Source organism: Mucilaginibacter sp. NFR10 (assembly GCF_900100445.1).
Classification (GTDB): Bacteria; Bacteroidota; Bacteroidia; order Sphingobacteriales; family Sphingobacteriaceae; genus Mucilaginibacter; species Mucilaginibacter rubeus.
Window position 1 is genome coordinate 436,180 of the sequence record NZ_FMTV01000001.1, and the last position, 20,829, is coordinate 457,008.

Consider the following 20,829-nt stretch of genomic DNA (forward strand, 5'->3'; position numbering starts at 1 on the left):
TTAATAAGCTTTGTTTCTGATGTAACCATCTCTTGGAAACACACCGGCTATATCACCATGACATTCATATAGAAAAGTTTTTCGGTTAATAAGGTAATCGAAAATTCGCTGATCTTTATTTGAGATTTTAAAGCCATATTTTTTTAATCGCATATACCCATAAATACCATAAGCTTGCGTTTCACTACATATATTAACAAGCATTGCACGTAATTTAGTAACCTGTTTGTGCTTTGCAAGGCTATCTATTAACTTTGCTTCGTCGGTTTCATATGCGCCATCACCGCAGTATAATCCGAACATTTCATGCTCGTTTAATTCTTTTTTTAGGTCGTCGATAGTTTTTGCAGAGTCATAAAATGCATTTCTTAATTTTAGATACTGCATAGCCTTTAAAGTATCTATTTTAGGGTGATTTCTGAGTATGTTGGATTTTCTATCGTAATCATTATAGCGTATTGATGTCCCCTGGCCGTATAGAACCGAACTTAAACAAATAGTGTCATCATGCACCAATAAATTTATATGATAGTCATAAGTACCGTTAAGTGTTATATTTATTAAACGGTGAGTATACCCGAAATCAACGTCTCTGTCATATACAAGTTTTACGTCGCTATTAACAGGTTCGCGGGTTTTCTTGATGCTATCAGCACGCTGATAAAGTCGGTTGGCAGATTTTTCCTGGTTCGCCAATGCTTCAAATTTGAGATAGAATGTTCTATCCAGATTTTGGCAGTAACCGTCACAAGTGGTTAGCAAAAGTAAAATGAACAATATCTTTTTTGCGATCTTCATTTAATGTTGCTTAACGGAATTTACAAGATATCAGTTTTATGTCCTGATATCTTGTATCTTGAATCTTTTCTCTAACTATTCGCCAGCCTGATCAATTCCCTAACCCGGTCAACGCCGGTAACATCAATGCTGTATTCATCGCCGGCTTCGTTGCTCATGAGAATATGATCGTTATGAAATTTCATTTTACTGGCAATTTTTATCCTTGCCGATGAGTGTACTTCGGTAGCGCCGGTAAAATGGATCAGGTCGGCTACGTTAACTTCACTTACGCCGCTCCCGGGCATGATACTGATACGGCCTGCCGCCTGCTCAATAAGTCGGTTTAAGTTACTGGCGCCTTCAATAGCCGTGCTTTTACCACCCGAGGTCAGGATCCGCTCGCAGCCCATTTCTATAATTTCTTCAAGGGCTTTATGCTGATCGGCACACATGTCGAAGGCCCGGTGGAACGTTACGCCCAGGCCCCATTGCCGGGCAAGGCGCACCATTTCGGTACAGCGTTCTATATCTATGGTGCCGTCTTCCCGGAGTATGCCTATCACAATGCCATCGCATCCGGCGTCAATGCAATACCTGATATCGGCCATCATGAGCTTGTACTCCATATCATTGTACAAAAAATCGCCGCCGCGCGGGCGGATGAGCACATACAGCTTGATATGGAGCAGGCTGCGGGCCATTAATATCGTACCGTGAGATGGGGTGGTGCCGCCATCCTTCAAATTTTCGCAAAGTTCAACACGCACAGCGCCGCCCTCCTGGGCCGCCAGGGCCGATGTAACCGAATTAGCACAAACTTCGAGCGATACTTGCATGTTTTTTTAAGTCCATAGTCCATGGTCGATAGTCCATAGCCTTTTTTGTTCATAGTCTATAGTCGATAGTTCATAGACTACTACTGTTAAGTTAACTATATTCTGCAATATTAAGCCATGGACTATCGACTATGGTCCATGGCCTAAATTATTTATAATAACTCTTGCCAGGTATTAACAGATCCTGCTGCTGCGCATTGCAAACAGCGTATGAAAAACCGCTTTGTATGGCATATGCGCCATATTCACCCTTTTTATTGATAGCTAAAAAGCCAACCTGGATCTTTTTTGCTATTTCCGGCTTCTTTTTGATAATGCGGTTTACGGCTTCCTTACAGGCATCCTCGGGCGATAAACCCTGGCGCATTAATTCAACCACCAAGAAGCTGCCCACATTGCGGATCACCTCTTCGCCAACACCGGTTGATGTAGCACCGCCAACTTCATTATCTACATAAAGGCCCGCGCCTATAATAGGACTGTCGCCAACACGGCCATGCAGTTTGAAGGCCATACCGCTGGTAGTGCATCCGCCCGAGATATTGCCTTTGGCGTCAATAGCCAGCATACCAATAGTATCATGGTTATATTTATTGCCCGGTTTGCCGCCGTTTTCGATATTCATTACGGGGCTGTACTGGGCTTTTTTAAGCCATTCCTTCCAGATCTTTTCTGTTTCGGGGGTTAGCAGTTTTTCTTTTTTCATGCCCTGCTCAACGGCAAACTGGGTAGCACCTTCGCCAACCAGCATTACGTGAGGGGTTTTCTCCATCACCAAACGGGCTACCGAAATAGGATGGGCTATATTCTCCATGGCAGCTACCGAGCCACAGTTGCCAAACTCGTCCATGATACATGAGTCGAGGGTTACATGTCCGTCACGATCGGGCAGGCCGGTGCGACCAACGGTATGGTTGGTAATATCTTCGGCTTCGGGAATGCGGGCGCCGGCTTCAATGGCGTCGAGCGCACGGCCCCCGGCTGATAATACTTTCCAGGCTCCTTTGTTGGCTATAATGCCAAAATCCCAGGTTGAAATTACGATAGGATAACCGCCTTCGGGCTTTGATATGACAGTTTTTGCGATGGCAGATTTAGAAAGCGCTGCAAATGAAGCACCTGCAGCAGATAATTTAATGAACTTACGGCGGTTGTACATACCGCTAATATATGAAAAACAGTTTTAAGTCGTAAGTTCTAAGTCTTCAGTCTGAAGTCGTAACTCTTGAGTTTTAAGTTAAGACCCTGTCAGGTTATAAAAATGAAGGTTTTTGACCCGCGACTTAAGACTTTCGACTTTGAAAAAAGCTATTCAAAATCCCGCTGGCAATTAAAACAATGCCAGGCTTTACGGCTATAAAACGGGAATATCATCAATAAAAATGAGATGATGGCGGTGAGCCAATGAACCCTTTTTTCGGTTGCAGAACCGTAGCGTACATTGGTTGAGCCGCAGTAAGGGCAAATCACCGCATTAAGCGTTTCGTCGTCAATTTCAATATGGTCCTGGTCGTGCAGGTCACCTTCGGCAGCTAAGATTTCACGGCAACGCTCCAGGTCGCGCTCAAATATTTTTAGTTTAATACCGCCTACAGCCTGGTTGTAAAGCGGGTTTGAACCTATGGTATTTTCATCAGCAATAAAACAGGGAATGCCATAACCCTCCAGTTTGGTGCGGATGATATGTGCAAGCATCACATCATAATAAGTTTCAAATGTTATGATCTTTTCTTCGGGTTGAACGGCCATATGTAGATAAATATTAATCAAAGGTAAATTGTTTTTTATTTAATTTGGACGCCATGAACCGCATCGACCGAATATCAGCCATTTTGATCCAACTACAATCACGCAGGGTGGTAAAGGCGGGTGATATTGCCGATAGGTTCAACATTAGCCTGCGTACGGTTTACCGCGATATTAAAACGCTTGAGGAGGCGGGCATCCCGCTCATAGGCGAGGCCGGCGTTGGCTACTCCATTATGGATGGTTACCGACTGCCCCCGGTAATGTTTACCCGCGAGGAAGCCACCGCTTTTTTAACTGCCGAAAAGTTTGTTGAAAAGCTTACAGATACCTCAACAATGGCGCAGTACCAATCGGCCATGTATAAGGTGCGGGCCATTCTTAAATCATCAGAAAAGGATGCTTTGGAAAACCTTGATGGTAGTATTGAAGTACTGAAAAGCCATAGCCAAAAGCGGGCCGGTAATGTTGATCATATCCAAACCATACTTGATTGTATCATTTGTAAGAAGATCATGAGCATTGACTACTTCGCCGCCCACTCGCAGGAAAATACCAAACGGGAAGTTGAGCCCGTGGGCGTTTTTTTCCTGGATAGTTTTTGGCACCTGATAGCTTACTGCCGCTTGCGCAGTGATTACCGCGACTTTAGGATAGACCGCATTAAAAAGCTGATGGTAACAGATAAAAGTTATATCAACAGCAAGCACCCTACGCTAAAGGATTACATTGATAAGATGGCCAGCGAAAAGCAGCTTGAACAGGTGGTGATCAAAGTTGACAAGGAGATTCACAGCTATCTTGACCATCAAAAATACTATGGCGGTTTTGTATCTGAGAAAACCGTGGGCAACAAAATTGAGATGACTTTTTTGACCATTTCATTAGAAGGTTTTGCCCGATGGTATATGACCTTTGGCGACCGCGCTGAAATCATTAAACCAGATACACTGCTGCAACGTGTACGGGAGATCACAGCGACCATCGCCCAAAAAATAAATTAATTTCTTTTCTTTTTTTCCTGCTGACATAAGGCTGTCACCAGTGCGTTGTTACTTTGTTTCATAATGGCAGGGGCAGGGCTTTTATTGGTCGTGTTTTTGCGGGTAATTTAAACCATACACTTATGAAACATTGGATAATAGTAGTATCAAAAGATCACATTGGCCGCGGCATTTCCGGGGGATTTATTCAGGCCAATCATGGTAAACTGGCGCCGCTTAAACGTATGGAGGTTGGCGACTGGGTGGCGGTGTATTCGCCTAAACAAAAGATGAACGGCAATGAGCCTTTGCAGGCTTTTACAGCCATTGGCCAGGTGCGTGACGAGGATATTTATCAGAAGCAAATGGCTATTGATTTTATCCCATACCGCCGCAATGTAAATTACTACGAATGTGCCGAAGTTCCGATAGCCCCGATGATTGACGAACTCGATTTTATCACCAACAAAAAAGCGTGGGGTTACAACTTCAGGTTTGGATTTTTTGAAGTTCCCGGCGCAGATTTTAAGAAGATAAAGGAACAAATGATCACTGCAAAACAACCACTATTAAATAAAGCTACGTTATGGAAAAATTAACAGTAAATGTGCAGGTAAAATTTAAAGCCCCGATGGCTAAAGTTTGGCAAGGCCTGACTGATCCTGCTATGGTAAAAAAATATTTTTTTGGTACCGATCTTGAATCGAGCTGGAGGGTAGGGGAGCCCATAAAATTCAGCGGGGAGTGGGATGGTAAAAAGTATGAAGACCATGGAACTATACTGGACATTGATCCCGGTATATTTGTAAAATATAATTACTGGAGCAGCATGAGCGGTACCGAAGACAAGCCCGAAAACTATGCTAATATTACCTATAACCTAACCGAGAATAATGGCGAAACCGAGCTTACCATTACCCAGGATAATGTAAAAAATGAGGAAGCCAAAACGCATTCAGAGCAAAATTGGAAAGGGATTTTTGAGGGACTGAAGAAGTTGGTTGAATAATAATAATTATAAACTAATAATTTATATAATCATTATAATTAACTGTATAAAAATTAATTATATATCAATATAACAAATAGTAATAGCTCCAGGTATGGATAAAGTAACAATAAAAGGCTTTTTTTTGGTCGGCATTTCGGTGCGCACCACCAATCAGGGTGGCCAGGCGATGAAGGACATTGCCGGGCTCTGGAACTGGTTTATGAGCGAGCATGTTTTACAGCAGGTGGTGAACCGTGTCAGCGATGATATTTATTGTGTTTACACTGATTATGAAAGCGATAAGGATGGCTTTTATACTGCAGTACTGGGTTGTAAGGTAGCTACTAAAGACAATATCCCTGAAGGGCTGATCTGTATTACTGTGCCTCCCGGAAGTTATAAACGATACGTGGCTAAGGGTACACTGCCGCAGGCGGTAGGCGAAACCTGGCACCAGATCTGGACAAGCGATATTGACAGAAGATATATGGCTGATTTTGATGTTTATGGAGAAAGGTCACAAAATGCTGATAATGCCGAGGTGGAGGTTTTTGTGGGAGTGAATAACTAACTATCGTCATGCTGAACTTGTTTCAGCACCCCATCAGAAGAGCCGCGTGGAATCTTGCTTGTGAGGTGCCGAAATAAATTCTGCATGACTTTTTAGTTAAAAAAAATATAGCGTTTAGACTCCAGAAAATTCTGTAATCATGCAATTGTGATTTGGATTACCTGTTAAAAGTCAATCGCTTACCGGCTTTACCTTCAATAATACTTCCATTATTGTAAGCCAGATTTCCCGATATCAAAGTATAAGCCACTTGAGATCGGAAGGTATTACCTTCAAACGGGCTCCAGTTACATTTATACAGGATATTACTTTTATTTACGTTCCAGGGTTTGTTTAAATCTACAAGTACAAGGTCGGCCCAGTAACCTTCGCGGATGAAGCCACGTTTTTCTATTTGAAAAAGGGTAGCTACGTTATGCGCCATTTTTTCTGCAATTTGCTCGAGGCTTATTTTGCCATGATGATATAGCTCAAGCATAGCGGGCAAAGCATGCTGAACCAACGGTCCGCCGGATGGTGCCTGCAGGTAAGGCTGCTCTTTTTCTTCAATGGTATGCGGGGCATGATCGGTGGCAATAACGTCAATCCTTCCGTCGAGTACAGCACGTAAAATACCATCACGATCTGCCTCTGTTTTTACCGCCGGGTTCCACTTAATATAGTTGCCTTTTGTTTCATAATCCGCATCGGTAAACCACAGGTGATGGATGCAGGCTTCGGCGGTAATTCGTTTATCTTTTAATGGAATTGTCTTGTCAAAAAGATGTGTTTCACGCTCGGTAGAAATGTGCAAAATATGCAAGCGGGTGTTGTGTTTTTTTGCCAGCTCAACCGCCATTGATGACGACAAATAGCAGGCCTCTGCGCTCCTGATTTTTGGATGCATCCGCACCGGAATATTTTCGCCAAGCAGCTGTTTGTAATGAGCAAGATTGCTCTTGATTGTAGCCTCATCTTCGCAGTGAGTTGCAATCAACATTGGTGATTGTGCAAACAGTTTTTCGAGCGTGTGCGGGTCATCAACGAGCATGTTCCCGGTAGAGGATCCCATGAACACTTTGATACCACAAACCTTACTGATATCGGTGCGCAAAACCTCATCTAAATTGTTGTTAGAAGCGCCCATAAAAAATGAATAATTAGCCAGCGAATTGCGCGACGCAATCTGGTATTTATCCTCCAAAAGTTCCTGCGTTAAAGTGTTGGGAACAGTGTTGGGCATCTCCATAAATGAAGTGATGCCGCCTGCAACAGCAGCCCTCGATTCTGAATAAATATCGGCCTTATAAGTTAAGCCCGGCTCGCGGAAGTGTACCTGGTCGTCGATGCAGCCGGGCAGCAAATGCAGGCCTTCTGCGTTGATGATTTCATCGGCTTGCGCGTCAATTACCGGATCGATACGATCTATCAAACCATCTTTGATCAATACATCGGCAACGTATTGTTTATGCTCGTTAACTATGGTGGCTGCTTTTATCAGAATTGTAGACATGTGTTGATTTCGGATTTGGGAATTTCGATTTCGAATTTATTTATGATGCTTATAACAGGTCAAACTTACGAAGTTTTTGAAATTTCGTAAGTTTCAATAGCGGCGGCTATTTCCTGCTCTATCGGGAATTGTCCCAAACTTTTATAAATAGCAGTACCATTTGCCTCACTATCCTTCACGGCCCATGTTGCCATTGCGTACATTACCGGCCGCAATTCCATGCCCGATTCGCTGAGCCGGTAGGTTACGTACGGGGGCACAACAGGTTTTGATTCCCTTATGATGATACCATCAGCTTCCAGTTGTTTCAGGTGCTGGATCAGCATTTTTTCGGTAATGGTGGGAATAGATTTTTTTAGCTCGCTGTAACGCTTGCTTCCGGCTAAAAGGTGAAACAAAATGATCGGTTTCCAGTACCCGCCTATGCGTTCCATAACATAAGTTACCGGGCATTCTTTAAATGCGGCTTGTTTGTTTTCCTGTATGGTTGAGCTTTCTTTTATTGCTGTCATGGTGATACATACTTTAGGGTAAGTACTTGTAAAAAAGTAAGTACAAAAATACCTTTGCTTTCAATAAAAACAAAAACATTATGAAAATTATAGTAACAGGTTCAACAGGCAATATAAGCAAACCTTTAACACAAACTTTAACAGCCGCAGGGCATAACGTAACCGTAATCAGCAGTAACGCCGATAAGATAGCAGAGATAGAATCATTAGGGGCTAAAGCTGCAATTGGCTCGCTAACAGATGCCGATTTTTTGACCGAAACATTTACCGGAGCCGACGCGCTTTACGCCATGGTGCCGCCAAACTTTGGTGCAGAAAGCTTAAGGGCATACCAAAACGAAACCGGTAAAAGCTATGCCGAAGCCATTAAACGGTCGGGTATAAAAAAAGTAGTTGCGTTAAGCAGCATCGGGGCGCATTTGGATAACGGTGTAGGCCCTATAAAAGGCATCCATGATGTTGAGGGGATTTTGAACGGATTAGATGGTGTGGCCGTTAAGTTTATCCGTGCACCGTTCTTCTATATCAATTTTTTCAGTAACATCCCGCTTATCAAGCACCAGGGGATCCTTGGGTCAAATTATCCCGCAAATACAAGGCTGATCATGGTACACCCTAAAGATATTGCGGCAGCAGTTGCTGAAGAGTTGCAAAAAGATTTTGCAGGTAAAAGCATACGCTACATTGTAAGCGATGAGTCAACATCCGGCGGGGTTGCAGCGGTTTTAGGTGAGGCTATAGGTAATCCTAACTTGCCATGGATTGAGTTTACTGATGAACAGCTTGCAGAAGGCTTATCTCAGGCAGGTGTTCCACTTGAAATGACCCGCAATTTTGTTGAAATGGGCACTGCGGTAAAAAGCGGAAAGATCTGGGAGGATTATGATAAGCATAAGCCTGTATCGTCCGGTAAGGTGAGTTTGCAGGATTTTGCCAGGGAGTTTGCTGCGGTATATAACGGCTAATTCTTTTAATCATACTTAATTTGTTCGACTAAAATTTTACATACGAAGTTTTAAGCCGGACGCCTTCAAATCGAATTACATGAATTTCAATTTAACCTGATTGGAATCCGTGTAATTCGATTTGCCATGTTAGGAACCTGCATTTTAAGGAGATCAAGTGCTTCAAAAGCGAGAAATTAACTAAACAATAGTTTGCGTAATTGAAATATAAATAAATATCTTTGTATCTAAGATATTTAGATAATGAGAGAAAATAATGAGGCTGATTTACTGTTACAATTCAAGGCTGCCAGCAGGCAATACTCCGATGCCTCTGTTCTCATGCACGAAGCGATAGCCCGAAAAGCAGGGCTTTCCGGTACAGATCACAAGTACTTAGGACTGATACTACAGCATAAATCCATAACAGCGGGTGAAATCTCAAAGCTAACCGGGTTAACTACCGGCGCGGTAACCGGGTTGGTTGACCGCCTGGAGAAAAAGAAGCTTCTGAAAAGACAATTTACCAAAGACGACAGAAGGAAAGTAATCATTGTTCCTAACGTTGAAAACAGTATGAAGCTTTTAACACCGCTCTTTGATGAACTGCAGCAGCAAACTATCGAGCTCATTTCAACGTTCTCAACCGGCGAAATCCAAACTATTGAACGCTATTTTACAGGGGCAACAGCGATAATGAAAACAATAGCAGATAAGTTAAATAACAAATAATAACAATGGAAAATATAACTTCAAACTATCTGGCAAGAGCCGAAATATGGCTTTGCGTCAGTACCCTTATCTACTTTTTGATGAACGGAGCGCAGATATTTGAAACCTTGGTTTTTGTTCCCAAATGGACGGTTTCACCACCAGACAATTTTAAACTCCTCTTGGATGGAAAAGGTGTAAGTCTTAAAAATTTTTGGATAGGGTTCCACTCCCTTCACGAAATCACATTTATCCTTGCGCTTATTTTTTGTTGGAAAATTGACCCTGTAAAGAACTGGCTTTTAATTTTGTTTGCAGTTCACATCGCTGTCAGGGTATGGACATTGGCATTCTTTGCTCCCAATATTATAAACTTTCAAAAAATGGTCGGAGAACAGGCTCCGTCAATAGATCTGATAAACCGAACTTCACTTTGGCAAACACTCAACTATATAAGGGTTGCCATTTTCATTGCCATCTCCTGCGGACTTATCCCACTGTGCATTAAACTATTTAGTATGCGCCAATAAAATCATATTAATTTCTTTTATCTCTTATCCAACCGTCTTGTCTCCTGACTCTTGACTTCCTGCTTCTATTCAATTCCTGACACCGCCATGTTTTGGGCAATTGTTCCTACTTCAACAAAAAGCCTATCTTTGCGGCATGGCAGTAACCTTTGAAGATTTTAAATTTAACCGGCAAATTTTGAACGCGATAGCCGATGCCGGTTATACCGAAGCTACGCCTATCCAGCAAAAAGCTATTCCACCGATATTGAACGGGCAGGATGTGATGGGCATAGCGCAAACCGGCACCGGAAAAACAGCGGCCTACGTATTGCCCATCATCATGAGGCTTAAATATGCACAGGGCGAACATGCCCGGGCGTTGATCATTTCGCCGACGCGTGAACTGGCCATGCAGATTGAGGAGAACGTGAAAATTTTCGCCGCCAATACCGATTTACGCGTGGTAGTGCTTTATGGCGGTATCGGCCCTAAAACACAAATTGAACAGATCAACAAAGGGGTTGATATTATTGTTGCTTCTCCGGGCCGTTTCATGGATATTTACCTTGCGGGGCATATCGTAACCAAAACACTACAGGTGCTGGTACTTGATGAAGCCGATAAAATGATGGATATGGGCTTTATGCCCCAGATAAACCGCATCCTGGAAGTGGTACCTGTGAAAAGGCAAAACCTGCTTTTTTCGGCTACGATGAGCGAGAAGGTGCACCAATTGTCGGCTAACTTCCTGGAGTTCCCTACGGTTATTGAGGTTACCCCGCAGGCAACGCCCGCGCAAACGGTTAACCAGCATTTATACCATGTGCCTAATATCAAAACCAAAATCAACCTGCTTAAAAGGTTGCTTGATAATGAAGGCGATATTACTAAGCTGATTGTATTTTGTAAAACCCGTGCGGTGGCCGAAGACGTATTTAAATTTCTGACCCGTAAATTTGGCGAAGAAGAAGTGAAAGTGCTGCACGCCAATAAAGGGCAAAATACGAGGATCAACTCCATCAATTCATTTAAAAACGATGATGTGAAGATCCTTGTGGCTACCGATGTGGCATCGCGTGGTATTGATGTGAGCGATGTAAGCCATGTCATTAATTTTGATGTACCGGTGGTGTATGAGGATTATGTACACAGGATTGGCCGCACAGGCAGGGCATTACAATCAGGCGAGGCCATTACTTTTGCTACACCATCCGAAGAGTATTATATCCGCAAGATTGAGAAACTCATCAAGCAAACCATTCCCGTTGAGCATGTTCCCGACGATGTGTTTATTGAGGAAACCCCTTATGAAGAACGCCAGGACCAGGCCCGGGAGATAGATATGCAAAAGCGCAAAGAAGACCCCGATTTTAAAGGGGCTTTCCACGAAAAGAAATCCCTTAACCAGCGCAAAAAGTTTGATGCCAATAAGGATAAAGCTAAATACGGTTCAAAAGCAGCAAGGCAGGGTACAGGCCGATCATCCAAAAGCAAAAAAAGACACTAAGCCCCATCAATGAAATTCAGATTTACCCCTTTAAACTTTTTTACCGCGTTTTTGGTGGCGGTAGCAGCCTATGTTTTTATTTATGGAGCTGGTATGGCCGGACGCCCGCTTGAACATTGGGGTGGTACCATAGGTTGGATCTTTTTGCTGTTTGCCTTTGTGGTTTTTGTGATTGATATCATGTTCCGCAACTTTTTTATCGAAACCAAAAAAATATGGATGGTGGAGACCTTCTTCATCGTTCTGGTTATAATTATATTCTTACTTGTTAAATAAATTTTGAAATGAAAACCGCTGAAATAAAGCTTACCGTTACGCTTGATGATAATAATGTTCCTGAGCACATTCTTTGGGAATCGACCGACTCAACCAACAAGGAGGCGTTGCCTGTAAAATCAATGATGCTTGCCCTGTGGGATCAAAGCTATAAAAATACCCTGCGTATTGACCTTTGGACAAAGGATATGCCGGTTGACGAAATGAAGCGCTTTTTTTATGAAACCCTGCAAACCATGGGCGATAGCTTTTTACGCGCTACCGGCGAGAAAAATATTGTTGAAGACCTGCGCGATTATTGCGCCCACTTTGCCGATAAAATGGAGATTACTCAAAAATAACAACCTAAATATGCGCCTTAGCTCAATTTTATCATTTGCAGGTTTTGCCTTGCTTTTTGCTGCAACCTATTGCCCATTGCTGCGGGTATTTCACGTTACCAGCTGGAATATTTATAAGCTTAACCAACCTTATGGTCTGGTGCTTTTACTGGTAGCTGTTGTCGGGATCATAGTATCGTTCCTTAACCAGGCTAAAATTATGCGTGTGACTGCCTGGCTTTCGGTGGCTCTTGTAGTATTGCTGCTGGTTGCCGCTATTATGAAGGTTAATTCGGCATTTAGCTTTATTCCGTTTAAAGGTATTAACAGATTTTTAACCAGCCAGCTTAAATTTCAATGGGGTTGGTACGTGATGTTTGCCGGCCCGGTTTTGGCTTTAATTGGCGCGTTAAGTAGTAAGTCAAAAACTTTTATGCCAACTACGGCAGATCCTGCTGCAAATTAATACTCCCCGGGTGTTTAAAAAGAGCTGTAGCGTTTACTTTACAGCTTTTTTTAAACATATTTGTAGTTCAGATTAATACGGATACCTAATGTCAAAGTTTTCCTTCCGCCAGCAGGTTTTAGCTGGCTTTGTAGTATCAATCATTCTTGTTTTTGTGGTAGGCATCTTGTCTTATAACAGCCTGCGCCAATTCGAGGAGGATAATGTCTTAATTGATCATACCCAGAAGGTTATTCATACATCAACAAGTTTATTGCAGGATCTGGTAGATGCCGAAACTGGTATGCGTGGCTATGGTGCTACCAATAACAAGGCATTCCTTGAACCCTATAACGCCTCTTTGCCTAAAATAGCTGATGGCATTGCCACTTTGAAGGATTTAGTGAAGGACAATCCTGTGCAGATAAAACGTATTGATTCGATAAATAAACTGGTAAAGGAGCAATTGCTGATACTCAAAACAAACGTTGAAACACGCGGAAGCCAGGGGCTTGACTACATGGTGCAACGGGGCATGTTTTTAAATGGCAAAGAGAATATGGATCAGGTCCGTATGCTTATTGACCATATGACCAACACTGAAGAGCGATTGCTTACCAACAGGGAGGAAAGCTCGCAGGAAGCATCTACATTTGCTAAGATCGTAATTGCATGCGGATCATTGATCTTCCTGTTCATTATCCTGATGTTGTTCTTCTACATTCAAAAAACATTTGATCAGCAAAGGAAGACAGAAGAGGAGGTGCGTGTTGCCAATATTGAACTTGGTAAGGTACTTGCCGATAACGAAGCTAAAAACTGGCTGCTTACAGGTACCGGCCAATTGAATGAGAAGATGCAGGGCCAACAGGTTGAAAAGGAACTGTCAAATAATATTCTGTCTGAAGTTTGTACTTACACCAATGCCGCGGCAGGTACATTTTACCTGTATAACGAAGCAAACAACAGGCTTGAGCTTTATGCTTCATACGCCTTCCATAATCCTGATTTTGTTAAAAAATCGGTACAAATGACCGAAGGCTGGCTTGGTCAGGTAGCTAAGGATGGTAAAGCGGCGGTTGTAAAAGGTAAACTGAACGATAAGCTTGAGCTTTCATCATCGGTATTAAAAACTGAACTGGCCGAATCATTTATCATACCTTTCTTTTTTGATAAAAAGCTAAAAGGCGTAATGGAGGTTGCTTTTAATGAAGGGATCTCGAAAAATAAATCGGAATACATCTTAGCAATCGCTAATGATATAGGTATAGCTATTAATACATCGCAGGCACGTACTATTATGAACGACCTGTACGAGGAAACCCAGCAGCAGGCCGAAGAGCTGGAAGCACAACAGGAAGAGTTGCGGGTTACCAACGAGGAGCTTGTTCAAAAAACTGAAGAGCTGCAGGCCTCAGAAGAAGAGCTCCGGGTACAGCAGGAAGAACTGCGTACCACCAATGCCGAACTGGAAGAAAAAGCCAGTTTGCTTGAAGAAAAAAACCAGGCCATTGAACAGGCCCGCCAGGCTATTAACCTTAAGGTTGAAGAACTGGAAACCACGGGTAAATACAAATCGGAGTTTTTGGCCAACATGAGCCATGAGCTGCGCACACCGCTTAACAGTATCCTGGTACTGGCGCGGATCCTTAAAGATAACAAGCCTGCCAATCTTTCTGAAGACCAGATCAAATATGCCAGCGTTATCTTCAACGCCGGTAATGACCTGCTTACTTTGATCAATGATATCCTCGACCTTTCAAAAATTGAATCGGGCAAGCTGGATATGCAAAATGAAGATATTAAGGTAAGCGATATTGTTGGCGATATGGAAATGCTGTTTGCCGAAGTAGCCAGCAACAAAAAAATTAATTATACAACAAGTATAGACAGGCAACTGCCGCAAACCATATTTACCGATAAGGTACGTATAGAGCAGGTGATCAAAAACCTATTAAGCAACGCGTTTAAGTTTACTTCTGAAAATGGTTCTATCGCCATTATTGTAAAGTCGGGTATTAAAGATAAAACCATCAGCTTTGCTATCAAAGATTCGGGGATCGGGATCCCTGCGGATAAGCAAAAAGTAATATTTGAGGCATTTCAGCAGGCCGATGGTTCAACGAGCCGTAAATATGGCGGTACCGGTTTAGGTTTATCTATAAGCCGCGAACTTGCTTTCCTTTTGGGCGGCAGCATAACCCTGAGCAGTGAGCCGGGCATAGGCAGCGAATTTGTACTTACTGTGCCTTTTGAAGCTAAATTAACACCCGCCGCCTTAATTGAAGAGGCTTTGCCAACTGCCGAAACTTTTAAGCCTGTAACAGAGTTCCTGAGCCCGGTTAAAGCTGCCCCGCGCGACCCCGGTAAAGAGCCTTTGGTTGTAATTGTTGAGGATGATAAAAACTTTGCAAACATATTGCAGGATTATGCCCGCGATCATGGTTATAAATCAATCATGGTGTATGAGGGTACCCGGGCGGTTGAAATTGTGAAGGAAGCCAAACCTGATGCCGTGATCCTGGATATTATGCTGCCTGGTAAAGACGGCTGGCAGATTTTGAAGGAGTTAAAAAATGATGAGGATACGATGCACATTCCGGTCCACCTGATGTCGGCCGGGGATGCTGCCGCAAACCGTGTACGTCGCGAAGGTGCCATCAACTTCATGAAAAAACCTATCAATACCGAAACGCTGGATAAGCTTTTCGCCGATATCATGGTACAAAGCGGCACCAGGTTTAAACAGATCCTGCTGGTTGAAGATCACAAGGCCCAAAGCCAGGCCTTGAAAGACCTTATGCAGGGCCAGGGGATTACCGTCGACCAGGCTTTTGACGGCGAATCGGCATTCAGGTTGTTGCATGAAAACGAGTACCAGTGTGTGATCCTTGACCTTAACCTGCCTGATATTTCAGGGTTGGATTTGCTGGATAAGATCAAAGAGGTTGATCGCTTTGCTTCATTGCCTGTTATCATAAATACAGCAATGGAACTTGATAAAACATCGGTTAACAGACTAATGCACTATGCCAACGCCATGGTGGTTAAAACCAATAAATCATCCGACAGGCTGATTGATGAGGTTAACCTGTTCCTGAACAAGATCAGCGAAACGGCAAATGGACAGCCACAACAGGTGTCACCTGCAGTTCCTGCAAAGCCTAAATCATTAACTAAAGGCAAAGATGCTATTAAGGGCAAAAAAGTGCTCATTGTTGATGACGATATGCGCAACATTTTTGCGCTGAGCAGCGCCCTGCAAAGCTATGACCTCAATGTAGAGATAGCTAATGACGGTGAAGAAGCCATAGCTAAACTTGAGGATATAAAGGATATTGATATAGTGCTTATGGACATCATGATGCCAAAAATGGATGGCTATGAAGCTACCAGGCATATCCGTAAGCAAAACAAATGGGCTAAATTACCCGTAATAGCATTAACTGCAAAAGCAATGAAAGACGACCGCGAAAAATGTATAGCGGCCGGCGCCAATGATTATATCACCAAGCCCGTTGATATGGACAGGCTGATTTCGCTGATGCAGCTTTGGCTTGAAAATTAGTTATGGATACAGAGCAGGGAATTATATCACATGCGCAGGTTCATGAGCTTATTGATATTGTAAGAAAGGTTCATGGCTTTGATTTTTCGGGTTATACCAAAGCTTCATTAAAACGGAGGTTAACCCGTATTATGCTGCTCAACAAGTTTGAGTTTTATGACCTTAAACATGTGCTTATTAATGACGCAGACTTTTTTCAGGGCTTTTTGGAAGAAATTACGGTTAACGTAACCGAAATGTTCCGCGATCCTTCATTCTATCGTGCGGTTAACTCACAGGTTGTTCCGTATCTTTCAACTTATCAGCACGTCAAAATCTGGAGTGCAGGCTGCTCAACGGGCGAAGAGGTTTACTCTATGGCCATATTGCTGAACGAAGCTGGTTTGGGAAAAAAGTCGTTCATATACGGCACGGATATCAATACCGAGGTTTTAAAGGAGGCCCGTAAAGGGATCTACAGTTTGCGTAATATAAAAAGCTATGCGGAAAATTATCAATACACTGATTTAAAAGGTTCAATTACAGATCATTTTACCATTTTGTACGATGCCGCGTCGATACACAATGAGTTAAAACAAAATACACTGTTTTCGGTACATAATTTAATATCTGATACCGTATTTAATGAGTTTCAGATGATAAGTTGCCGGAATGTTTTTATTTATTTTGAAACTTACCTGCAGGAACGGATTCTTGACCTGTTTTATAAAAGCCTTTGCCCTTTGGGTTATTTATGCCTTGGCAGTAAAGAAACCATTCGGTCAGATACGTTTAAGAGTAAGTTTAAGGTGATCAACCAAAAAGAAAACATTTACCAAAAAGTTGGGACCTGATAAAAAGTTACTGGAAAGATGGCATGCCGCCCAGATCGTATTATTGGGCGGATCGGCAGGCTCGTTCAAAATTTTATTCCGGATCATAAAAGATCTTCCCGAAAAACTGGGGAAAACCGTAATTCTTATCATACACAGGAAAAAAAATTTTTTCAGCGAAATAGAAAAACTATTTGCCGAGAACAGTCGTATGTACATGCGCGAAATTGAGGACAAGGATATTCTTAAAACGGATACTATGTATATTGCGCCGGCAAACTATCATACCTTAATTGAACGCGGCGGTTATTTTAGCCTGGATGTTTCGGAACCGGTATGGTATTCAAAACCATCAATTGATGTTACCTTTGAAAGCGCTGCCGAGGTTTATGGTGACAAGTGCATGGCGATATTACTTTCAGGTGCCAACCAGGATGGCGCCGAAGGCTTATTAAAATTAAAGAAAAGCGGCAGCCTTACCATAGCGCAGGAGCCCGGCGACGCGGAAATGGCCGAAATGCCAAAGGCAGCTATAAATTTAGGTGCTGCCGATTATGTTTTAACACAGGATGAGATTTTTAAACTTTTACTTTCATGACAATCACCAACCCCCTAATTAATATTAAATGACCCCTGTTAATATTCTTATAGTTGATGACAGAGAAGAGAACATCATTGCTCTGGAGGCATTGCTTAAGCGCGATGATATCAAAATATTTTCTACTATCTCGCCAAATGAAGCCCTTAAAATTGCCTGGGAAACCAATATTGCCATTGCTTTAGTTGATGTTCAGATGCCCGAAATGGACGGCTTTGAACTGGTGGAAATGCTTAAATCAAACCCACGTACCAAAGATATCCTGGTTATTTTTGTCACAGCCATTTCAAAAGAAGCCAAGTATGCTGTTAAAGGCCTCGGTACCGGCGCTGTAGATTATCTTTACAAACCGCTCGATCCTTATATTACTTCGGCCAAGGTTGATTCATTTGTGCAGCTGGCCCGCACCCAGGCCGAAATAAAACAAAAGAACGATGAGCTGCAGAACTATGCCATAGTTGTCAAAAACTCGGCCGATATTATCACATCGGTCGACGCGCAAAGTCTCCGCATTGACAATATCAACCCCACCGTCGAAAAGATAATGGGTTTCAGGCCTGATGAACTTATTGGTAAAAGTATTGTTGACCTGGCCATCGACGATCATAAGGCGCCGTTTCGCAAAAAACTGGGCGAGATCATTAAAGACAACCTCAGTTATGCCATTTTTGAATTTAAGTTTGAAACCTTTGATAAAAGGGTAATTTGGGTGGAGTGCCGGGCTGCATACCGCAACAAAACCATATTTATTAATATCAGCGATATTTCTCCCCAAAAAAGTTACCAGGAGCAGCTCATCAAATCGAAAGAAAACGCGGAGTACAGCAAAAAGGTGAAAGAAACCTTTTTGGCCAATATGAGCCATGAGCTGCGTACACCGGTTAATGGCATTATAGGTATCACTTCGCTTTTGCGTAAAACAGATCTTACCGATCAGCAAGTGGGGATGCTTGATTTGCTTGATACCTCCTCAAAATCGTTATTGGGTGTGATCAATGATGTGCTTGATATCTCAAAAATTGAGGCCGGTAAGTTCAGTATCATCCGCACCGCCAATAATGTTTATGAGATTGTAAATTCGGTTTTTAACCTGCTTAAGTTTAAAGCCGATGAGAATAACATTGAGTTTTTGCTGGATATTGAAGATGAAGTACCTGAATACCTTATGGTGGATTCATTACGCCTGAACCAGATCTTGATGAACCTGCTGAGCAACGCCCTTAAGTTTACCGAAAGGGGCTATGTAAAACTTAAGATTACCGTACTTCAAAAACACAATGATAAGGTAAAGCTGAAATTCAGTGTTGAGGATACGGGCATCGGGATCCCGGCCGACAGGCTTAACAGGATCTTTGATTCATTTGAACAGGCCGAAGAAGATACCGTAAGCAAATACGGTGGTACCGGGCTTGGTTTAACGATAGTGAAAAAGTTGGCTGAGCTAAAGGGAGGCGAACTTACTGTAAGCAGCCAGGTAGGCAGGGGCAGTACTTTCAACTTTGTATGCTGGTATACCATCAGTATTAAACCCAAAACTAAGGTAACTGCCAAAACTGATAAAATATTGCCGCCGTTTAATAATGTACGGGTGCTGGTAGCTGAAGATAACATGGTTAACCAGTTTATGCTCTCCAAAATATTAAAGGACTGGAATGTAGAGGTGGAAATGGTTGATAATGGCCGTAAGGTTATTGAGAGGCTTACCAATAAAGACTATGACATTGTTTTAATGGATACCCATATGCCCGAAATGAACGGTTACCAGGCAGCCAAAACCATCCGTGTTGATTTTGAGGAGCCTAAACGGAGTATTCCAATCATATCGCTATCGGCGGCAAGTTATGACCATGAGCAGCAGGAAGCACTATCGGCAGGGATGAACGATGTGCTTTCAAAGCCGTTCCTGCCTTATCAGCTGCATGAAAAAATGTCGAGGTTATTGAAGGTGGGAGTTTAAAACTCCAGCCTGGTTTGCCCAACGCCCATTACCTTTGCCTCATGCTCAAGCAGCCATTTTTTGCGCCATATGCCGCCCGCGTAGCCGGTTAAGCTGCCATTTGACCCTATTACCCGGTGGCAGGGCACTACAACCCATAGGTTGTTACGGCCGTTGGCAGATGCTATTGCCCTTATAGCCAAAGGATTGTTCATTTGGTTTGACTGCTGGGCGTAAGTAATGGTTGTTCCATAAGGGATCTGGATCAACTCGTCCCAAACCTGTTGTTGAAACTCGCTGCCTTCCTGCTTTATAGGAAAGGTAAATTGCTTCCTTGTACCAGCAAAGTACTCATTTAACTCATCAATAGCAGCTTGCAGCAACGGGGTAGGAGCAGGTTCAATGTCATATTCCTCATCCCTTATCGATACTGATGCTATAAAGCCATCTTCTTCAGTAATGCGGGCAATGCCAACAGGCGTGCGGAAATAAGCTACAGACATGGTAATTGGTATGTTATATTCAAAATTAAGCTAATTTTTTTAGCTTGTCAAATGCCCTTACTCACTCGCAGGTAATTATTACATTTGCGGTGATGAAACTTGTTAATGAAACCTGGTGCCTGCTAAAAAAGGAAGTTTTGCTGGAGTGGCGGTCTAAATATGCTTTTAATGGCGTTTTGCTGTACGTGGTTTCAACGGTTTTTGTTTGTTATATCTCCCTCAACTTAAACCCAGGCTTTTCTAACAGCAGCGGTTACCCCATAGTTTGGAACGTATTGTTCTGGATCATTATGCTGTTTGCATCGGTAAATGCCATAGCCAAAAGCTTTATGCAGGAAAGTAAAAGCAGATTGCTATATTATTACTCCATTGCCAGTCCGCAGGCAATCATCTTGTCAAAAACAATCTATAATATTTTGCTGATGGCTTTGCTGAGCACTTTGGCATTAATTATTTATAAAGTATTTTTCCCCAATGCACTTGGCGACCCACTGTATTATTTCCTGGCGGTGTTGCTGGGAAGCGTCAGTTTTTCCACCGTGTTCACCATGATCTCGGCCATTGCATCAAAGGCCGGTAATAACGGTACCCTCATGGCTATATTAAGCTTCCCGGTTATTATCCCTGTTATACTGGTGCTTATTAAGTTGAGCAAGAGCGCTATGGATGGGGTAGACCGGAGTTTTTTTTACGGCAACATAGGCGTTTTGTGCGCTATCAATGCTATTGTAATAGCTACTGCTTTACTGCTTTTCCCATACCTGTGGCGCGATTAATTGCCCCATT

General features: G+C 42.7%; 23 protein-coding genes. 16 read left to right on the forward strand and 7 right to left on the reverse strand.

What is annotated here, in order from left to right:
• The 4 genes from BLP33_RS01935 to BLP33_RS01950 form a co-directional block, all read right to left on the reverse strand.
• Complete coding sequence (locus BLP33_RS01935) at positions 1–798, reverse strand: hypothetical protein (protein WP_090524341.1); 798 nt, start codon at positions 796–798, stop codon at positions 1–3.
• A gap of 71 nt (positions 799–869) precedes the next feature.
• Positions 870–1,616, reverse strand: coding sequence for a copper homeostasis protein CutC (locus tag BLP33_RS01940; protein ID WP_090524343.1), 747 nt, complete (start codon positions 1,614–1,616; stop codon positions 870–872).
• A 148-nt stretch (positions 1,617–1,764) separates the two neighbouring features.
• The gene (locus tag BLP33_RS01945) at positions 1,765–2,775 is read right to left on the reverse strand and encodes a N(4)-(beta-N-acetylglucosaminyl)-L-asparaginase (protein WP_090524345.1); all 1,011 of its coding nucleotides are present in this window, start codon (positions 2,773–2,775) and stop codon (positions 1,765–1,767) included.
• A 149-nt stretch (positions 2,776–2,924) separates the two neighbouring features.
• The gene (locus BLP33_RS01950; RefSeq protein WP_090524347.1) at positions 2,925–3,365 is read right to left on the reverse strand and encodes a putative signal transducing protein; all 441 of its coding nucleotides are present in this window, start codon (positions 3,363–3,365) and stop codon (positions 2,925–2,927) included.
• A 53-nt stretch (positions 3,366–3,418) separates the two neighbouring features.
• Here BLP33_RS01950 and BLP33_RS01955 point away from each other — a divergent pair, with 53 nt between their 5' ends.
• The 4 genes from BLP33_RS01955 to BLP33_RS01970 all read left to right on the forward strand — a co-directional run bounded on the left by BLP33_RS01955 (position 3,419) and on the right by BLP33_RS01970 (position 5,907).
• Positions 3,419–4,366 (forward strand): helix-turn-helix transcriptional regulator, encoded by a 948-nt coding sequence (locus BLP33_RS01955; protein WP_090524349.1) that lies wholly within the window; start codon positions 3,419–3,421, stop codon positions 4,364–4,366.
• A gap of 122 nt (positions 4,367–4,488) precedes the next feature.
• Positions 4,489–4,944, forward strand: a complete 456-nt coding sequence (locus BLP33_RS01960) for an EVE domain-containing protein (protein ID WP_090524351.1) — start codon at positions 4,489–4,491, stop codon at positions 4,942–4,944.
• Positions 4,932–5,354, forward strand: coding sequence for an SRPBCC family protein (locus tag BLP33_RS01965; RefSeq protein ID WP_090524353.1), 423 nt, complete (start codon positions 4,932–4,934; stop codon positions 5,352–5,354). Before BLP33_RS01960 ends, BLP33_RS01965 begins: the two co-directional genes overlap by 13 nt.
• A gap of 94 nt (positions 5,355–5,448) precedes the next feature.
• Positions 5,449–5,907 carry a GyrI-like domain-containing protein gene (locus BLP33_RS01970; protein WP_090524355.1) on the forward strand — a complete coding sequence of 153 codons (459 nt, stop codon included), beginning with the start codon at positions 5,449–5,451 and terminating at the stop codon, positions 5,905–5,907.
• 157 nt (positions 5,908–6,064) lie between these two features.
• Here the strand turns inward: BLP33_RS01970 and BLP33_RS01975 are convergent, their stop codons facing one another.
• Together BLP33_RS01975 and BLP33_RS01980 are read right to left on the reverse strand one after the other, a co-directional pair.
• A complete protein-coding gene (locus tag BLP33_RS01975) occupies positions 6,065–7,399 on the reverse strand; it encodes a dihydroorotase (protein ID WP_090524357.1) in 1,335 nt (444 codons plus the stop codon).
• 65 nt (positions 7,400–7,464) lie between these two features.
• Positions 7,465–7,911: a winged helix-turn-helix transcriptional regulator gene (locus BLP33_RS01980; protein WP_090524359.1), complete on the reverse strand. Its 447-nt coding sequence runs from the start codon at positions 7,909–7,911 to the stop codon at positions 7,465–7,467.
• Positions 7,912–7,991: 80 nt separating this feature from the next.
• Here BLP33_RS01980 and BLP33_RS01985 point away from each other — a divergent pair, with 80 nt between their 5' ends.
• From BLP33_RS01985 to BLP33_RS02035, 11 genes are all read left to right on the forward strand, one after another.
• Positions 7,992–8,876, forward strand: a complete 885-nt coding sequence (locus BLP33_RS01985; RefSeq protein WP_090524361.1) for an NmrA family NAD(P)-binding protein — start codon at positions 7,992–7,994, stop codon at positions 8,874–8,876.
• Positions 8,877–9,119: 243 nt separating this feature from the next.
• On the forward strand, positions 9,120–9,587 hold the full coding sequence (locus tag BLP33_RS01990; RefSeq protein ID WP_090524363.1) for a MarR family winged helix-turn-helix transcriptional regulator: 468 nt from the start codon (positions 9,120–9,122) through the stop codon (positions 9,585–9,587).
• Between the two features lie 5 nt (positions 9,588–9,592).
• Positions 9,593–10,096, forward strand: coding sequence for a transposase (locus tag BLP33_RS01995; protein ID WP_090524365.1), 504 nt, complete (start codon positions 9,593–9,595; stop codon positions 10,094–10,096).
• 136 nt (positions 10,097–10,232) lie between these two features.
• Complete coding sequence (locus tag BLP33_RS02000) at positions 10,233–11,585, forward strand: DEAD/DEAH box helicase (protein WP_090524367.1); 1,353 nt, start codon at positions 10,233–10,235, stop codon at positions 11,583–11,585.
• 9 nt (positions 11,586–11,594) lie between these two features.
• Complete coding sequence (locus BLP33_RS02005) at positions 11,595–11,861, forward strand: hypothetical protein (protein WP_090524369.1); 267 nt, start codon at positions 11,595–11,597, stop codon at positions 11,859–11,861.
• An 8-nt stretch (positions 11,862–11,869) separates the two neighbouring features.
• A complete protein-coding gene (gldC, locus tag BLP33_RS02010) occupies positions 11,870–12,202 on the forward strand; it encodes a gliding motility protein GldC (RefSeq protein ID WP_090524371.1) in 333 nt (110 codons plus the stop codon).
• 10 nt (positions 12,203–12,212) lie between these two features.
• A complete protein-coding gene (locus BLP33_RS02015) occupies positions 12,213–12,647 on the forward strand; it encodes a hypothetical protein (protein ID WP_090524373.1) in 435 nt (144 codons plus the stop codon).
• A gap of 88 nt (positions 12,648–12,735) precedes the next feature.
• Complete coding sequence (locus BLP33_RS02020) at positions 12,736–16,194, forward strand: response regulator (protein ID WP_090524375.1); 3,459 nt, start codon at positions 12,736–12,738, stop codon at positions 16,192–16,194.
• 2 nt (positions 16,195–16,196) lie between these two features.
• A complete protein-coding gene (locus tag BLP33_RS02025; RefSeq protein WP_175489898.1) occupies positions 16,197–17,027 on the forward strand; it encodes a CheR family methyltransferase in 831 nt (276 codons plus the stop codon).
• Positions 17,017–17,604: a chemotaxis protein CheB gene (locus BLP33_RS02030; protein WP_090524377.1), complete on the forward strand. Its 588-nt coding sequence runs from the start codon at positions 17,017–17,019 to the stop codon at positions 17,602–17,604. The genes BLP33_RS02025 and BLP33_RS02030 overlap by 11 nt, the downstream gene beginning before the upstream one ends.
• 28 nt (positions 17,605–17,632) lie before the next feature.
• Positions 17,633–19,561: a hybrid sensor histidine kinase/response regulator gene (locus tag BLP33_RS02035; RefSeq protein ID WP_090524379.1), complete on the forward strand. Its 1,929-nt coding sequence runs from the start codon at positions 17,633–17,635 to the stop codon at positions 19,559–19,561.
• Here BLP33_RS02035 and BLP33_RS02040 read toward each other — a convergent pair.
• Positions 19,558–20,043 (reverse strand): methylated-DNA--[protein]-cysteine S-methyltransferase, encoded by a 486-nt coding sequence (locus BLP33_RS02040; protein WP_090524381.1) that lies wholly within the window; start codon positions 20,041–20,043, stop codon positions 19,558–19,560. The genes BLP33_RS02035 and BLP33_RS02040 overlap by 4 nt on opposite strands.
• A 92-nt stretch (positions 20,044–20,135) precedes the next feature.
• Here BLP33_RS02040 and BLP33_RS02045 point away from each other — a divergent pair, with 92 nt between their 5' ends.
• Complete coding sequence (locus BLP33_RS02045) at positions 20,136–20,819, forward strand: heme exporter protein CcmB (protein WP_090524382.1); 684 nt, start codon at positions 20,136–20,138, stop codon at positions 20,817–20,819.
• The last annotated feature ends 10 nt before the right edge of the window (positions 20,820–20,829 follow it).

What these genes read in the sequence shown, in the direction of transcription:
- BLP33_RS01935 (WP_090524341.1), bottom strand. Translation starts at nt 798, where the DNA reads ATGAAGATCGCAAAAAAGATATTGTTCATTTTACTTTTGCTAACCACT.
- BLP33_RS01940 (WP_090524343.1), bottom strand. Translation starts at nt 1,616, where the DNA reads ATGCAAGTATCGCTCGAAGTTTGTGCTAATTCGGTTACATCGGCCCTG.
- BLP33_RS01945 (WP_090524345.1), bottom strand. Translation starts at nt 2,775, where the DNA reads ATGTACAACCGCCGTAAGTTCATTAAATTATCTGCTGCAGGTGCTTCA.
- BLP33_RS01950 (WP_090524347.1), bottom strand. Translation starts at nt 3,365, where the DNA reads ATGGCCGTTCAACCCGAAGAAAAGATCATAACATTTGAAACTTATTAT.
- BLP33_RS01955 (WP_090524349.1), top strand. Translation starts at nt 3,419, where the DNA reads ATGAACCGCATCGACCGAATATCAGCCATTTTGATCCAACTACAATCA.
- BLP33_RS01960 (WP_090524351.1), top strand. Translation starts at nt 4,489, where the DNA reads ATGAAACATTGGATAATAGTAGTATCAAAAGATCACATTGGCCGCGGC.
- BLP33_RS01965 (WP_090524353.1), top strand. Translation starts at nt 4,932, where the DNA reads ATGGAAAAATTAACAGTAAATGTGCAGGTAAAATTTAAAGCCCCGATG.
- BLP33_RS01970 (WP_090524355.1), top strand. Translation starts at nt 5,449, where the DNA reads ATGGATAAAGTAACAATAAAAGGCTTTTTTTTGGTCGGCATTTCGGTG.
- BLP33_RS01975 (WP_090524357.1), bottom strand. Translation starts at nt 7,399, where the DNA reads ATGTCTACAATTCTGATAAAAGCAGCCACCATAGTTAACGAGCATAAA.
- BLP33_RS01980 (WP_090524359.1), bottom strand. Translation starts at nt 7,911, where the DNA reads ATGACAGCAATAAAAGAAAGCTCAACCATACAGGAAAACAAACAAGCC.
- BLP33_RS01985 (WP_090524361.1), top strand. Translation starts at nt 7,992, where the DNA reads ATGAAAATTATAGTAACAGGTTCAACAGGCAATATAAGCAAACCTTTA.
- BLP33_RS01990 (WP_090524363.1), top strand. Translation starts at nt 9,120, where the DNA reads ATGAGAGAAAATAATGAGGCTGATTTACTGTTACAATTCAAGGCTGCC.
- BLP33_RS01995 (WP_090524365.1), top strand. Translation starts at nt 9,593, where the DNA reads ATGGAAAATATAACTTCAAACTATCTGGCAAGAGCCGAAATATGGCTT.
- BLP33_RS02000 (WP_090524367.1), top strand. Translation starts at nt 10,233, where the DNA reads ATGGCAGTAACCTTTGAAGATTTTAAATTTAACCGGCAAATTTTGAAC.
- BLP33_RS02005 (WP_090524369.1), top strand. Translation starts at nt 11,595, where the DNA reads ATGAAATTCAGATTTACCCCTTTAAACTTTTTTACCGCGTTTTTGGTG.
- gldC (WP_090524371.1), top strand. Translation starts at nt 11,870, where the DNA reads ATGAAAACCGCTGAAATAAAGCTTACCGTTACGCTTGATGATAATAAT.
- BLP33_RS02015 (WP_090524373.1), top strand. Translation starts at nt 12,213, where the DNA reads ATGCGCCTTAGCTCAATTTTATCATTTGCAGGTTTTGCCTTGCTTTTT.
- BLP33_RS02020 (WP_090524375.1), top strand. Translation starts at nt 12,736, where the DNA reads ATGTCAAAGTTTTCCTTCCGCCAGCAGGTTTTAGCTGGCTTTGTAGTA.
- BLP33_RS02025 (WP_175489898.1), top strand. Translation starts at nt 16,197, where the DNA reads ATGGATACAGAGCAGGGAATTATATCACATGCGCAGGTTCATGAGCTT.
- BLP33_RS02035 (WP_090524379.1), top strand. Translation starts at nt 17,633, where the DNA reads ATGACCCCTGTTAATATTCTTATAGTTGATGACAGAGAAGAGAACATC.
- BLP33_RS02040 (WP_090524381.1), bottom strand. Translation starts at nt 20,043, where the DNA reads ATGTCTGTAGCTTATTTCCGCACGCCTGTTGGCATTGCCCGCATTACT.
- BLP33_RS02045 (WP_090524382.1), top strand. Translation starts at nt 20,136, where the DNA reads ATGAAACTTGTTAATGAAACCTGGTGCCTGCTAAAAAAGGAAGTTTTG.